Source organism: Exiguobacterium sp., from assembly GCF_020832205.1.
Classification (GTDB): domain Bacteria; phylum Bacillota; class Bacilli; order Exiguobacteriales; family Exiguobacteriaceae; genus Exiguobacterium.
In genome coordinates, this window is sequence record NZ_JAFIFD010000039.1 from 24144 (window position 1) to 37861 (window position 13718).

The following is a 13718-nucleotide window of genomic DNA, read 5'->3' on the forward strand; positions in this document are numbered from 1 at the left end:
CTTTAGGTATTTATACCCAGCAGAGAGGTTGGCGATTCATCGCCCACTTCCACTGGGGCTTCGCCCACGACGTTTAGAAGTGGGCGTATGCTCGCCTAATTTTGATAAAAAGCGCCGCCTCTTCTCGAGACGGCGCTTCGTTCGTTATCCGTTTTTCATGCTGAACGAGTCGGCGAGCGTGAACGTGATGTCTTTCACGTCGAGGCCACCGAGTGCGAAATAAAGCTGCAAGTAGTTGTGTTGGTTCAAGAAGAACACTTGCTTCGTCTGCGTCACCCATTCCCCGTCCGTTCCGTTGAATGTGAACGTCGGACCTGGGATGTTATTGGCGAACAGTGTCACCGGCATCTGAGCGAGTTCGCCCGCGTCCGATTTTGCCGTGATCGTCACGTCGTACGTACCCGTTTCATCGACCGACACAGCGAAGACGTGTGTGTTGCCTGTCGACGTGTCCGCATCGAGAAGGCTGACGCTCTCCCCGTTCGCGAGATGTTGATACGTCACATCGAAATCAATCGCTTGTCCTTCTTCTTCATCGAGACCGATCACTTCGACCGATCCATCATGGATTCCAAGCAGACGCTCCATCGCCGGCGCGTTCAAGACGAAACGGCAAATGTTCGCCGCGCTTCGGAGCAGTTCGCCGCGCGTGAGCGAGCCGTCTGCGAGCGCCGCACCCGTGTTGTCGTCGAACGAGTTCGTGTCCGGGCGGTCGACGACCATGTACAAGTCGTTTTGTGAGCGCACCATCGCCGCTGTGTTTTGACGGTTGGCCGGCTCGTCCTCGCGCGCGTTCACTTTCGCCCACCAGTCGGTCATGACGATGCCTTCAAAGCCCCACTCGTCACGGAGAATGCGCGTGTTCTGGTCATAGAGCCCGGCCGTCCAAATTCCGTTGACCGCGCCGTACGTCGTCATGATCGACGTCGCCTTGCCTTCCTTCACGGCCATCTCGAACCCTTTCAAATAAATCTCGCGAAGCGCCCGCTCCGAGACGACCGAGTCGATGTCGTGGCGGTGGGCTTCTTGGTTGTTGGCGCTGAAGTGCTTGAGCGTCCCCGTCACACCGACCCGGTGCATCCCGTTCAATTGGGCGATCGCCATCTTGCCCGTCACGTGCGGGTCTTCTGAGAAGTACTCGAAGTTCCGGCCGTTGAGCGGGTTGCGGTGAATGTTCATCCCAGGTCCGAGGAGCGTGTCGACCCGGTTTTTCCGCATCTCAAGTCCCGTCATTTCGAACAGGTCTTCCACTAACTGCGTGTTGAACGTCGAGGCGAGCAGCGTCCCGTTCGGAAGCGCGAACGCTTTCGTCCCGATATCCATCCGAATGCCGGACGGGCCGTCCGCACAACAGGCGGCTGGTATACCGAACGCCTCCAACCGGTCCGACACCCCGCCGAACGCAGCAGCCGTCCCTGGTGTCACGCGTGGAGAGTTCATGCCTTGGCCACGGACGATGCAAGCGAGGTCCTCATCCGTCAATTGGTCGAGGAACGTCTCGAGCTCTGCTTTCCCGTCATAGACGTCCGAGAGCTTCACTCCTGTATCGCCTGTCGTCTCACGCACGGCCGGACGTTCAGCCATGTATCGCGCCTCGACGTCGATGCTCCGCTGCGGCGTCGGCTCGTATCCGACCGTCAAGCCGGTTTCCGTCGCACGCGGCTTCATGCGCTCAAACGATGTGACCGGTGCCATGTTCTCGCTGAGTGTCTCGATGACCTCGAGCGCTTCGACCGCGTAGTCGTAACACGCCTCGGCCGAACGGACGTCGGTTCCGGCGTAGAGGCGATACATGCCGGCCTCTAATACAAAACTTGATTCGTGACCGGTCACGCCTGAATCGTCATAGCTCGCGAACTCTGTGACCGGCACGTTAAACGTGAGCGTCTCCCGCTCACCTGGTGCCAACAGACTTGTTTTGTCGAAGGCGACGAGCGCTCGAGCCGGATTGCCGAGCACGCCTTGCGGCTTCTCGACGTACAGCTGTACGACTTCTTTCCCGTCGACCTCACCCGTGTTCGTCACGTCGACCGTCACTGAAATCATACGGTCCGCTTCAGACGCCGTCACGACATCCGTTTCGAACGTCGTATACGATAATCCGAAACCGAACGGGTAAAGCACTTTGTCTTTCGCGAACGTCTCGAAGTAGCGATAGCCGACGTAAATGTCTTCCTGATAGATGCCTTTGTCGGCATGACCGAAGTTTTTCGTCGACGGATAATCGTCAATCGAGCGGGCAATCGTATCCGTCAGTTTTCCGGACGGACTGACAGCCCCCGTCAGTACATCGACGAGCCCGGTGCCACCTTCAAGTCCGCCTTGCCACGCGTAGAGGATCGCACTCGGTTCGTTCGCCCAGCGCATATCGATGATGTTCCCGACGTTCAAGACGACGGCCGTCTTCGAAAACGTCCGCGATACTTTCTCGATCAACTCGAGTTCGATGTCGGTCAACAAATAGCTGCCCGGGTCGGCCGTGTTGTCGCGGTCTTCCCCAGCCGTACGTCCGATGAAGACGAGCGCGACGTCTGATGCGGCTGCCGCACTCGCGACGAGTTCATCTGTCACCGCCATTTCCGGTTGCGACCACGGTTCGCCGGCCCAGCCGACGCCTTGGTCGAACGGGTTCGTTTCGACCCACGCCTCGTACGTGTCGAGGAGCGACTGGTTCACATCGATTCCTTCCGTCGCTTGGAGCGCCTCGAGCGGACTCGTCACGTGAGAGACGTTGACCATCCCGCCCGATCCCGTGCCGCTCTTGTAGTAGTTGAATTGGCTGCGTCCAAAGACAGAAACAGTCGTCCCCGCTTTCAGTGGGAGCGTCGCCTGCTCGTTTTTTAACAGGACGGCCCCTTCTGAAACGGCTGTACGTGCCAGTTGTTTGTATGTATCCCAGTTCAATGTGTATGTCTTCATCTTGTCATCTCCTTTAATCCATTTGCGATTTCAGTCATGCAATCTTCTGCCTGTGGATAGTCACCGAGTTTATCCATGAAGGCGTGATCCATCCCTTGGTATTGAATCCATCTCGTTTTTACACCGTCCCGCGCAAGCTTCCGCGCGTATGCCTCTCCCTCGAGCCGTAAGTAGTCGTACTCGGCCGTGATGACCAAAGCCGGCGGCAAGCCTTTGACGTCTTCTGCGAAGAGCGGGGAGACGAGCGGGTCGGTCACATCGGCCTTGCCTTGCAAATAGAGCTCATTGAAAAATCCTTCTGCGTCGGCCAGTGCCGTGACGACGCCGCGAATGAGCTCATGGTTGTGTCCAATCTCGTATTGCCCGATATCCCACTCATAGTCGTCCGTCGGAATGGACCCTAAGTTAACGACCGGATAAATGAGCGCTTGGAATGTGATCCAGTTCGTCCCTTGCGCCCGGTCCATGAGGCAACACGCCGTCGCCAAGTTCCCGCCGGCACTATCGCCCGCAACAGCAATTCGATGGCGATCGATGTTTAATTCTTCTGCCTGTGTGTACACCCATTCGATAGCGGCAAAGCAGTCGTTTAGCCCCTCTGGGAATGGATGCTCCGGTGCAAGCCGGTAATCGACCGAGACGACGAGTGCGTTCGCTTTCTCCGCGAGCAGTTTACATGGGTTCTCGACCGTATCGAGCGTGCCGCCGAAGAAGCCCCCGCCGTGGAAAAAGAGAATCACCGGCAGCGTCTCGGTCGAAGCAGGGCGGTAGAGGCGGACCGGAATCTTACTCGTCTCACTCGGGATCGTCATCTCTTCCGTCGTGATCTCCGTCGTCGTCACATCCGCATTCGGCCAGCCCATACTGGCGCGGGCACCGGCTAAATCAAATGTAGGCGGTTCGCTGGACGGGGCGTAGGAACGGATGACTGCGAGCACACGTGGGTCAAGGTCCCCGGTGACGTCAGTGTCCGGGATAGGTTTGGTGATTGTTTCGACGCCGTTTATATTTTCTACTTTTCGTGATGTACGCAGTTTGTTGACAAGTTGTTGATATGAATTATGCATCGTTTCATTCTCCTTCAACTAATAAAAGGGTTTCGCATTGATTGGTAGAATAAGGATATATCTTTTATGAAACGAGGTCTCCTTATGTATACGACTACCGAACGAACTACACATTTTCAGCAAGTGCTTCGTCAGCTACAAGCCAATATCGACGTTCAAGGTGTCGTCCAAATCGGTTCGGGTGCCATCGGTTATCAAGATGAATACTCCGACATCGATTTGATGGTCGCGGCACGAAAGGGAGCCGAACCGGAGGAAATCAAACAGGCACTATCCAAATACTTTACGGATTTATCGCCGATGCTCGTGAAAGAAAAGCAGTTTGCGTCTGACATTTTTCTACTCATCGTATTGCTCGATAATCGGCTGGAGTTCAATATCTCGATTGCTCCGCTAGAGAAACTACCCGTACGTTCTCCACTTTGGAAAGTCGTATATGATTGTGACGGTAAGCTTGAACAAAAAATGATGGAAGAGCATACACGTTTCCTCGAGCGTCCGGTCCAATATGATGTAGGCGATGTGCAATTCGAATTCATCTACGCTTCGTTAGCATTAGACAAAGAATTGAAACGAGACAACTTGGTTTATGCCTTAGCCTTGCTTGAGACGATGCGCGAGTGGACTCGGCTGTCGCAAGCTTTGAAAGAAGAACGAAAAGTACATCAGTTTAAGGCTTACCATACGTTAAATCATCAGTTCATCAATCACTATTTACGAACTTTCCCATCGTCCATCGATGCCAATTCGATTCAGGAGGCGAAACAAGCGCTCCATCGTCTGTTTCTCATAACGTTAGACAACAATCCGGGATTTCATTTAGATCAAAAGATCGAACGTCTCCTTCTCCATGACTAACACTCACAAAAATTGACAATTCTTCTTCTTTTCCCTACCATTCTACTAATACCCAAACAGAGAGGGATGAGTGGAATGACAGACATGTACTATGACGTCGCCGTGATTGGTGCCGGGACGATGGGAATGGCAGCTGCCTCATTTTTGACAGCACGAGGTGCCAACACGCTCGTCATCGACGCTTTCGACCCGCCTCATGATAAAGGAAGTCATCATGGTGATACGCGAATGATTCGCCACGCTTACGGAGAAGGCCGGGAATACGTCGCCCTCGTCAAACGGGCTCAAGTTCTGTGGGAAGAACTCGATCGCGAGACGCCTTATCCGGTTTTTCAAAAGACGGGCGTCCTCGGTCTAGGTCTAACAGATTCTGCGTTCTTGAACGAGATGATGGCCTCCGCCAACGAACATGACTTGTCGCTTCAACGTCTTTCGTCTGCGGACGTCATAAACCGTTGGCCCGGGCTGTCGATTCCAGACGATTATATCGGCTGTTTCGAGACGGAGTCGGGCCTGCTCTACAGCGAGAATGCGATTCGGGCGTATCGCGAGGTTGCCGTTCGAAACGGTGCCACGCTTGCCATGAACACGCCGGTCGTGTCCGTCACTCCAATACCGACTGGCGTCTCCATCGCGACACGAGACGGAATGTTCCACGCAAAAAAGGTGATCGTCACGGCCGGGGCTTGGGCGAAACAGCTCCTCCCGGACATCTCGCTCCCGCTTCAACCGACAAGAAAAGTCGTCGGTTGGTTCGATGTCGATGAGACACTGTTCGGCGACACGGCGTTCCCTTCTTTCTTTGTCGAGGACGGAGAACGCATGTTTTACGGCTTTCCAAGCCTGGATGGTGCCGGGTTGAAGGTTGGCCGGACCGATGGCGGGCAGCCAATCGATCCAAACGTACATACACAAAATTTTGGTCGCTACGATACGGATGAAGGCGACTTGCGACGATTCCTGTCGACCTATATGCCGGAAGCGAACGGTCCGTTGAAACAAGGCAAGACGTGCCTGTATACGATGTCGAGCGACCATGACTTCATCGTCGACTTTCATCCTGACCACGACTCGATGCTCTTCGCTTGCGGCTTCTCGGGTCACGGTTTCAAGTTCGGCAGCGTCATGGGAGAAATATTGAGCGAACTCACATTGGACGGTGAGACACCTTTCGATTTGTCCCGCTTCCGATTAGCTCGTTTTCAGGCATGAACGACGAACCGCCTCGTTTCGTGTATAATGAAGCGTAATCCAAATCGCTAATGAAAATTTCGAATACAGAAGTTTCTTACATGAAAACGAGGTAAACACATGAATCAACCACAATTTGCAGACTACCGTTTAAGCGAAGAGATCCAACGCGCACTCGGTATTATGAAGTACGTCGCTCCGACCGAAGTCCAACAGAAAGTCATCCCGCTCGCACTCGAGCGCCAAGACCTCGTCGTCAAAGCACAGACCGGGAGCGGCAAGACGGCAGCGTTCGGCATCCCGGTCACGGAGCTGATCGATTGGGCCGAGAACAAGCCGCAAGTCTTGATTCTCACCCCGACGCGCGAACTCGCCGTCCAAGTGCGCGAAGATATGACGAACATCGGCCGCTTCAAGCGGATCAAAGCGACAGCGGTCTACGGTAAAGAACCGTTCTCGAAGCAACGTGAAGAGTTGAAACAGAAGACCCACATCGTCGTCGGCACACCGGGACGCGTCATGGACCATATCGAACGCGAGACACTCGCTTTAGACAAAATCGAGTACTTGATCATCGATGAGGCGGACGAGATGTTGAACCGCGGCTTCCTCGCCGACGTCGAAGCGATTCTCGAGCAACTACCGAGCGAACGGGTGACGATGGTCTTCTCGGCCACGTTCCCGAACGATATCGAGCGCCTTTGCCAACAGCACATGAACGAACCTGTTCGTATTGCGATCGAATCAGCCGGTGTCACCGCTTCAACGATTGAACATCGTTTGATTGAAGTCCGCCGTGAAGAGAAGATCTCGGTCTTAAAAGACGTCACCGTCGTCGAGAATCCGGACAGCTGTCTCATCTTCTGCCGGACGAAAGAACACGTCGACACGGTGTACAGTGAACTCGACCAAGCCGGCTACTCGTGCGAGCGACTCCACGGAGGACTCGAGCAAGAAGATCGTTTCGCCGTCATGAACGGGTTCAAGATGGGCAACTTCCGCTATCTCGTCGCGACCGACGTGGCTGCCCGCGGAATCGATGTCGACAACGTCGCCCTCGTCATCAACTATGACGTGCCGATGGAAAAAGAAAGTTACGTGCACCGGACCGGACGGACGGGACGCGCCGGCAAGCAAGGTAAAGCGATCACGCTTGCGACGCCGCATGAAGGCAAATTCGTCAACGCCATCGAGTCGTTCATCAAGTTCGAGATTCCGGAGATGGACGCGCCGACCGAGAAAGAGGTCGCTCGCAACCAAGCCGCGTTCGAAGAGAAGTTGAGCGGTCGCCGCGTCGTTCGAAACAACAAGACGGCCCGGATCAACCAAGACATCATGAAGCTTCACTTCAGCGGCGGGAAGAAGAAAAAACTCCGCGCCGTCGACTTCGTCGGGACAATAGCTAAAATTCCTGGCGTCACGGCCGACGACATCGGTATCATCACGATCACCGATCAGATGACGTACGTCGACATCTTGAACGGAAAAGGGTCACTCGTTTTAGAAGCGATGGAATCGACACCGATCAAAGGGAAAAAGCTAAAAGTGAGTAAAGCTCATAAATAAACGACTGCGCCTGAGAAGACTCGTTTTTCTCGGGCTTTTTTATTGACAGCATTTAATCGAAAGCGCTTTCGAAAACATGCAAAAAAGGAAGCGTCAAGAGAACGCTTTCAATGAAATCATACCGATAACACATCATGAATTCAACCTTCCTCACTTGATTGTCATAAAAAAGCTCAGGCGTTGCGCCTGAGCCTACGTCTTCTCAATGTAAGAAATTCATTTTCTCTTCAATTGTCGAACTAAATCCTCGTTGCGTGACTTCATCTTGATTCGTCACTCGATAAAAATACTCGGCGTCCGGCTCACTCGAAAACGTCACATAGATTGTGTATGGATTTTTACTCTCATACCCCTCTGTCCGAAACGGGATTGTCTTGATTGTGAACGTCTCCTGCGGATATTTTTCTTCGAGATACGCTTCGAGTATGACCACGTCTTCTTTTACGCGATCGGCAATCAACACAGGCCGTGCGACGTAAAACGTGACGTATGCGATTACACTGACACACGCGACAGCAAGCAGCAAGAGACGCCATCTCCCGCGAAACCAAATTGCCGAAAAAATAAGGATAGTCACGACGAGTACTGCCAACAGATGATCAATCAACTCGTTCGGATGCATCGGTCAGCCGCCTATCAGTCGAGCAACTCTTCCGAGATCAACTTGAAGCCTTCAATCTCCGTATCGTCCTCCACTTCGATCAACAGGCACGGTCTGCCTTTATAGTTCACTTGTTTCACGTATTTCAAATCTTGCGGGCTAATGGCGATATTGGCCACTTTCGTGTTGATTTTAATCGATTTCGACGTATATTTCGGGATGACGCTGCTCGCTTTCATCTCGTATTGCCGGTCATCGACAACTTGCTGGAACGCCGCTTCAACTTTCTCCGTCGTCACGTCCTCAACCCCGCTCGCCTTCAACACGATCTCGACCGTACGGGCGTCCATCATCGGAACCGTCTGGTCCTCTTCCTCACGTTCGGCCTCGGCGACGATGATTTGGTTGATCTCGTCATACACCGTCGCAAGCGTCGCCAAGTTGACTTCTTCGCCGATGACGGTCTTGACGACTTCCTCGAACATCGCCTTCTCCTCGACGGCCGTCACGATCTCGGTGCCGTTCAAAACGTTCTCGATGAAGCCGTAGTCCGGCTGATGCGGTTTTTGCGCCGCATACAAGATGTGATTGACGTCCGCCGCGTTGTCCGTGAAGCTCGGGAACATGAAACCGCCGATTGGTGTATCGAGCTTGATGACCGGATTGATGAAGATGTTCGACTTGAACTCGCGTTCGATGAAGTCGAAGACGAGCGACTGTTTCGGGAGCTCCGTTTGGTTGATGCTGCAGAGGATGAACCGGGACGTCCATACCTCGTCGCGCATATCGATCTCGGTCTCCTCTGAATGACGGCGCGTCGGTTTATTGTATTTGAAACGGATGAACGTGATGACCATGTCTTTCTCGAATGTCGTGTCCTGGACCATCTTCAAGGCGACCCGTTGCATCAAGGACGCCCACCCTTCGATATCGTCTGTCTTCAATCCCTCGTAGAGAAGCGTCTGTGTGTGATCGCTTTGTCCAGGTTCCGGGTGTTGGAACTTCACCTCGAACAGTTTCTCGTCCATCTTCCCGCCGAGCACTTTTTTGAAATTGGTGAGGAACAGCTCTTGGTGTTCCTGCTCTAAAAAAGGGAATGAGCGCAATTCTTCATGAAAAATCTCATTGCTGTCTTGTCGAATATAAATATTATAAATGTCGGCGATTTTGACCGCCTCGGCATTCAATTTGAAATGTTTGCGGATGGCCGCGATGTCTTTTTGATTCATGTATCCCCACTCCTTCGTTCTTTCCTACAAACCGACTCCATTATACCAATAGTTCGGGTCCACGCGAGGATGTATAGTGCTAAAGCCGGGACGTCTGATGTCATATATTATGTCTCTCATCTTAACTTTTATAATCTTTCTATTCATTTTTGTAAATTTCACACTTTCTTCATCGTAGCCCATGTATAGTCGATGTGCGTCCATCGATTGGATGCGCTCGATTCGGTCGTCATACATATGAGGAGGCTCACCCATGTTAAAGAAAATGCTCAGTTCTTTATTCGCCATCGTTCTCGTTTTGACCACGCTGCACTTCAGTACACCTACCGCTTCGGCCTTGCCGCCGAACATCCCATCAAAAGCCGACGCGCTCACGAAACTGAACGCGTTGACCGTTCAAACAGAAGGGCCGATGACCGGCTACAGCCGTGATTTGTTCCCGCATTGGAGCAGCCAAGGCAACGGCTGTAACACCCGTCACGTCGTCTTGAAGCGAGATGCCGATTCGGTCGTCGACACTTGCCCGGTCACGACTGGAAGATGGTACAGTTATTATGACGGCCTCGTCTTCACGTCCGCTTCCGATATCGACATCGACCATGTCGTCCCGCTCGCTGAAGCGTGGCGCTCAGGTGCGAGCAGCTGGACATCGACGAAGCGCCAAAGCTTCGCCAACGATTTGAATGGACCACAGTTGATTGCCGTATCAGCCACGTCAAACCGTTCAAAAGGTGACCAAGACCCATCGACATGGCAACCGCCGCGTGCCGGTGCACGCTGTGCGTATGCGAAGATGTGGGTCGAGACGAAGAGCCGCTGGGGGCTCACGCTCCAATCGTCAGAGAAAGCCGCGCTTCAAACGGCCATTAACGCTTGCAGCTATTGATGTAGAAAGGAGTTCGTTATGGATCAACAATCATCTATCTTTAAAGCCTCTCACGGGGTCATGACCGAAGAAGTCGGCGTCATCAGTGGAGAACTCGAATTGAAGACGACGTGCCAAGAGGACGGCACGCTCGAGCTCGCCATCACCTATGTCGGCGCCGCCGAATGGTATACATTACCCGGGAAAGACTACAAACTTCACGATGTGCGGGACCATGCCGTCGTGCATCAACTGCTCGTAAACGTTCTCGAGCGAGCGTAAATGTAAAGGAGTCTCGACACCTCATTTGGGTGACGAGACTCCTTTTTGTTTGGTGCTTACTTCACCATTTTAATGATGGCACGAATGACAAGGAAAATGACCCCGATCATGATTCCTGCCAACAGCAAGCTGGCGCCACCGACAATGCCGAGTGTGAACATAACGGTCCTCCGTGGTGATGTGATGATTACTTCTCTACGATATCATCTGTCTCACAATGGCATAAGCTGAGTCTATTTTTTCATTGCCGCTTCCCTGCGGCGGACCCGTATAAGGTTCTATTTACGTGGTGCACCCTTATATTTCGCAAGCAACGTTTTCGGAATGTGACAATAATCGTCCGGGCAACGCGCCAGCCGGTTTTGGTGCTCATCCGCACTCTTCACGTAATTCGTGAGCGGCAGCACTTCGACCGCGATTCGGTCCGCATCGCTTCGGTTTTGAATAAACGCACGCGCCGCGTCTACATGTTTCGCATCCTCACTATACAAACCGGTCCGATACTTCTCTCCGACGTCCTCGCCTTGCCGATTGACGCTATACGGGTCGATGATTTCAAACAAATACTCCATCAGATCATGAATCGTGACCACGCTTGGGTCAAACGTCGTTTTGACGCACTCGGCATATCCATCGTATGCGCCATCGAGTGTGGCCGTCGTCCCGTTCGCCCGCCCTGCCTCTGTTTTGACGACACCGGGCAACGTCTGAAGGAACGCTTCGACGCCCCAAAGGCAACCACCCGCTATATATACAGTTTGCATCCTTTCAACCCCTCTTAAAATTAGTAAATAAATCCCACTATTATGAAGTAATAAGATAAAATGAAATAAAGTGAAGCATTACGTTCAATTGGGAGGATGTCACATGAAAAAACTCATCTTGACCACATTTTATACGATTTCGCTCGTCTCAGGCATCTATTACATCGCGACAGGCGAATCGTTCGTCACGATGAGTCAGTCGGTCCCGCTCGACCAAGCCGTGGTGGAGCACTATTTGGCGACCGAAGTGATGGCGCCGAACTTTGGTGGTGAGGTTTATACGACGTATAAGATTCTCGACACGAGTACGACGAAGAATGAGATTTACGTGTGGGCGCTCATTCAAGAATATGTGCGAGAAGGTGACCACTTCGAGCCAGGTTCGGGCATGGCGAGCCCGCTCGTCCTCTATGTCGATCGTGAGGCAGAGACGTTCACGATTTCAGGGCACGCATCGCCACGTCCAGGAGATTACTATCCGGATGATGTACGACGCATGTTCCCGCTCTATGCCGAACTCTCTGTCCTTCCGCATCCAATCTCGCTTGGCCAAAAACTTCATGATCAAATGGAACAAAAACTTTCACATAGTCAACTCGTGAAAGAATGAAAGGAAAATTTTTATGAAACTATTTACCCGTGCCGCCATGATTTCGGCCGCACTCCATCTCGTTTATGTCATCGCGACGTTCGGAATCGGCTTCATCCGGACACTGACGTATGAGCCTGACATCATCGCCGAAGTGAACAACGTCGTCGTCTTGCAAGATGAGGTCGTCATCGTGACGACCGGTTCGCCGCTCTTCTACGTGTACACATTTTTCGGAATCACAATCCTCGCTGCCCTTCTTCTCAGAGGGGCGCGCAACCAAACGACGAGAAAGGGAAGCCTGCGCTAAGCACAGCTTCCCTTTCTTGTGCGTTGACGCTGTTCTTGATCTGCTAAGCCCGGTCAGTTTTGTTTCACGCTCAGGACAGTCACCGTCAATAAGATGATTGCCATGCCGCTCATTTGGACGATATTGAGTTGTTGACTGAGAATCAAGAATCCGAACAAAGAGGCAGTGACCGGTTCGACCATGGCGATAATCGAAGCCGAGGTCGGGGGCGTTCGCTTCAAGCCGACTACGTATAAAAAGAAAGATAGACCCGCCCCAAAAACCCCCAATAGGACCATCCACCATACGTCTGATGAGTAGATGATCGAAACGGTTTCTTTTAAATCTACGACAAATAACATAATGAACGTAAATGTGAGAAACGCGATCAACAAAATTCCTTGCGGTTCCCCGTGCTGCGAGGCGTATTTAAAGCCAAATATAAATAACGCATAGGCGAGTCCAGCCCCTAAGCCCGCTGCCAGTCCGAGCGTCGTCACTTGATCTGAATCGATGCTATACACTTCCGTCAGCAAAACGATCCCCACAATCACGAACGCGATTGCTATGAACTTGAAGATTGAAGGTTTCTCCAACCGAAAGATAAAAGATATGAGGAGCACGAAAATAGGCGCCGTGTACATCAACGTGGCGGCCACGGCGACACTTGATTCGGCGATGCTTATGAAATAGAACACGAAGTTACCGGCTACCCCGATCCCTGCGACGATGGCCCATAGGATCAACGGTTTATTCAACCGTGTCGGCCGAAACAAGAACCAGACGAGGAGACAGACTAACCCGACTCCTCCTCGGTAAAACGATATGATGAGCGGGTCCCACCCTTTGTCCATCAGATAGCCGCCCAACCCTCCAGCGATGCCCCATAATATCGCAGACAACGCGACCAATCCTAAATTGATATTCCGCATAGTCGTAACCTCCACATCCGTCATTCGACTCTGTGCAGGTACCTATACCTCTAACGAAATCGTTTATAACTCAACTTAAGTAAATCACGGCCATCCACTCTTATTTATGGTACGGTTCTCCGTATCATATCGAAATGAGGTTTGTTCAAATTATGAACTGTTCCCCGTCAAGTAGACAGGGCAAATAATGAAAACCGACTTAGGCGGCTTGAGCTTTGTATTCAACAGTGTTCGAGCCTTTTAGTCGTTTCTGGAGACGGTCATAGTTGTAGAACGATACGTAGGTATCGAAGGAAGTGTAACCTAGATCTAGCCGGATTTGGCTGATCAACCCCTCCTCTCGATCTTCTCTAAATTTTTAGGAACAGGTTCTCAGTTCGCAGACAGTCATTCTCCCGCTTGCTCTGCTAGATGCGACATTTGAGCTGTGTAGTGCAAAATAGGAGTGCAGAAGTGTGCAACGGAAACGTACACAACTCTGCACTCCTATTTTTGAAAAGAAAAAGGACTTGCCAGCAATCATAATCTCACCCTAACGTTTAAGTTGCGACACAAGAACGTTAGGA

13 protein-coding genes are annotated in these 13718 nt (G+C 52.2%); 7 read left to right on the forward strand and 6 right to left on the reverse strand.

All coding sequences use genetic code 11. The annotated features are described in order from the left end of the window. Window positions 1-144 precede the first annotated feature (144 nt). Both JJU47_RS09980 and JJU47_RS09985 read right to left on the reverse strand, forming a co-directional pair. The gene (locus tag JJU47_RS09980) at window positions 145-2919 is read right to left on the reverse strand and encodes a glycoside hydrolase family 3 C-terminal domain-containing protein (protein WP_228618850.1); all 2775 of its coding nucleotides are present in this window, start codon (window positions 2917-2919) and stop codon (window positions 145-147) included. Then, on the reverse strand, window positions 2916-3986 hold the full coding sequence (locus JJU47_RS09985; RefSeq protein ID WP_228618852.1) for an alpha/beta hydrolase: 1071 nt from the start codon (window positions 3984-3986) through the stop codon (window positions 2916-2918). Before JJU47_RS09985 ends, JJU47_RS09980 begins: the two co-directional genes overlap by 4 nt. Window positions 3987-4070: 84 nt before the next feature. On the opposite strand from JJU47_RS09985, the gene JJU47_RS09990 reads away from it, so the two are divergent. The 3 genes from JJU47_RS09990 (at window position 4071) to JJU47_RS10000 (ending at window position 7601) form a co-directional block, all read left to right on the forward strand. Further along, window positions 4071-4844: an aminoglycoside 6-adenylyltransferase gene (locus JJU47_RS09990; RefSeq protein WP_228618854.1), complete on the forward strand. Its 774-nt coding sequence runs from the start codon at window positions 4071-4073 to the stop codon at window positions 4842-4844. Window positions 4845-4919: 75 nt separating this feature from the next. Further along, entirely contained in the window at window positions 4920-6056 is a 1137-nt protein-coding gene (gene solA / locus JJU47_RS09995; RefSeq protein WP_228618857.1) for an N-methyl-L-tryptophan oxidase, read from the forward strand. A gap of 99 nt (window positions 6057-6155) precedes the next feature. Continuing rightward, complete coding sequence (locus JJU47_RS10000) at window positions 6156-7601, forward strand: DEAD/DEAH box helicase (RefSeq protein ID WP_228618859.1); 1446 nt, start codon at window positions 6156-6158, stop codon at window positions 7599-7601. A 202-nt stretch (window positions 7602-7803) separates the two neighbouring features. On the opposite strand, the gene JJU47_RS10005 is transcribed toward JJU47_RS10000, so the two are convergent. Both JJU47_RS10005 and JJU47_RS10010 read right to left on the reverse strand, forming a co-directional pair. Then, a complete protein-coding gene (locus JJU47_RS10005; protein ID WP_228618862.1) occupies window positions 7804-8223 on the reverse strand; it encodes a hypothetical protein in 420 nt (139 codons plus the stop codon). Between the two features lie 14 nt (window positions 8224-8237). Further along, window positions 8238-9431 carry a DUF4317 domain-containing protein gene (locus JJU47_RS10010; protein ID WP_228618864.1) on the reverse strand — a complete coding sequence of 398 codons (1194 nt, stop codon included), beginning with the start codon at window positions 9429-9431 and terminating at the stop codon, window positions 8238-8240. A 253-nt stretch (window positions 9432-9684) separates the two neighbouring features. On the opposite strand from JJU47_RS10010, the gene JJU47_RS10015 reads away from it, so the two are divergent. Together JJU47_RS10015 and JJU47_RS10020 are read left to right on the forward strand one after the other, a co-directional pair. After that, entirely contained in the window at window positions 9685-10317 is a 633-nt protein-coding gene (locus tag JJU47_RS10015) for an HNH endonuclease family protein (RefSeq protein WP_228618867.1), read from the forward strand. An 18-nt stretch (window positions 10318-10335) separates the two neighbouring features. Beyond that, a complete protein-coding gene (locus tag JJU47_RS10020; protein ID WP_228618869.1) occupies window positions 10336-10578 on the forward strand; it encodes a hypothetical protein in 243 nt (80 codons plus the stop codon). Window positions 10579-10856: 278 nt separating this feature from the next. Here JJU47_RS10020 and JJU47_RS10025 read toward each other — a convergent pair whose 3' ends face one another. After that, a complete protein-coding gene (locus tag JJU47_RS10025) occupies window positions 10857-11342 on the reverse strand; it encodes a peptide-methionine (S)-S-oxide reductase (protein ID WP_228618872.1) in 486 nt (161 codons plus the stop codon). Between the two features lie 103 nt (window positions 11343-11445). Here JJU47_RS10025 and JJU47_RS10030 point away from each other — a divergent pair, with 103 nt between their 5' ends. Together JJU47_RS10030 and JJU47_RS10035 are read left to right on the forward strand one after the other, a co-directional pair. Further along, window positions 11446-11952 (forward strand): hypothetical protein, encoded by a 507-nt coding sequence (locus JJU47_RS10030; RefSeq protein ID WP_228618875.1) that lies wholly within the window; start codon window positions 11446-11448, stop codon window positions 11950-11952. Window positions 11953-11965: 13 nt separating this feature from the next. Further along, on the forward strand, window positions 11966-12241 hold the full coding sequence (locus JJU47_RS10035) for a hypothetical protein (RefSeq protein WP_228618877.1): 276 nt from the start codon (window positions 11966-11968) through the stop codon (window positions 12239-12241). A gap of 53 nt (window positions 12242-12294) precedes the next feature. On the opposite strand, the gene JJU47_RS10040 is transcribed toward JJU47_RS10035, so the two are convergent. After that, window positions 12295-13152 (reverse strand): DMT family transporter, encoded by an 858-nt coding sequence (locus tag JJU47_RS10040; RefSeq protein ID WP_228618879.1) that lies wholly within the window; start codon window positions 13150-13152, stop codon window positions 12295-12297. Window positions 13153-13718: the final 566 nt, after the last annotated feature.

Bases quoted from the DNA above. Each gene is read 5' to 3' on its own strand.
- JJU47_RS09980 (WP_228618850.1), bottom strand. From the start codon at position 2,919: ATGAAGACATACACATTGAACTGGGATACATACAAACAACTGGCACGT.
- JJU47_RS09985 (WP_228618852.1), bottom strand. From the start codon at position 3,986: ATGCATAATTCATATCAACAACTTGTCAACAAACTGCGTACATCACGA.
- JJU47_RS09990 (WP_228618854.1), top strand. From the start codon at position 4,071: ATGTATACGACTACCGAACGAACTACACATTTTCAGCAAGTGCTTCGT.
- solA (WP_228618857.1), top strand. From the start codon at position 4,920: ATGACAGACATGTACTATGACGTCGCCGTGATTGGTGCCGGGACGATG.
- JJU47_RS10000 (WP_228618859.1), top strand. From the start codon at position 6,156: ATGAATCAACCACAATTTGCAGACTACCGTTTAAGCGAAGAGATCCAA.
- JJU47_RS10005 (WP_228618862.1), bottom strand. From the start codon at position 8,223: ATGCATCCGAACGAGTTGATTGATCATCTGTTGGCAGTACTCGTCGTG.
- JJU47_RS10010 (WP_228618864.1), bottom strand. From the start codon at position 9,431: ATGAATCAAAAAGACATCGCGGCCATCCGCAAACATTTCAAATTGAAT.
- JJU47_RS10015 (WP_228618867.1), top strand. From the start codon at position 9,685: ATGTTAAAGAAAATGCTCAGTTCTTTATTCGCCATCGTTCTCGTTTTG.
- JJU47_RS10020 (WP_228618869.1), top strand. From the start codon at position 10,336: ATGGATCAACAATCATCTATCTTTAAAGCCTCTCACGGGGTCATGACC.
- JJU47_RS10025 (WP_228618872.1), bottom strand. From the start codon at position 11,342: ATGCAAACTGTATATATAGCGGGTGGTTGCCTTTGGGGCGTCGAAGCG.
- JJU47_RS10030 (WP_228618875.1), top strand. From the start codon at position 11,446: ATGAAAAAACTCATCTTGACCACATTTTATACGATTTCGCTCGTCTCA.
- JJU47_RS10035 (WP_228618877.1), top strand. From the start codon at position 11,966: ATGAAACTATTTACCCGTGCCGCCATGATTTCGGCCGCACTCCATCTC.
- JJU47_RS10040 (WP_228618879.1), bottom strand. From the start codon at position 13,152: ATGCGGAATATCAATTTAGGATTGGTCGCGTTGTCTGCGATATTATGG.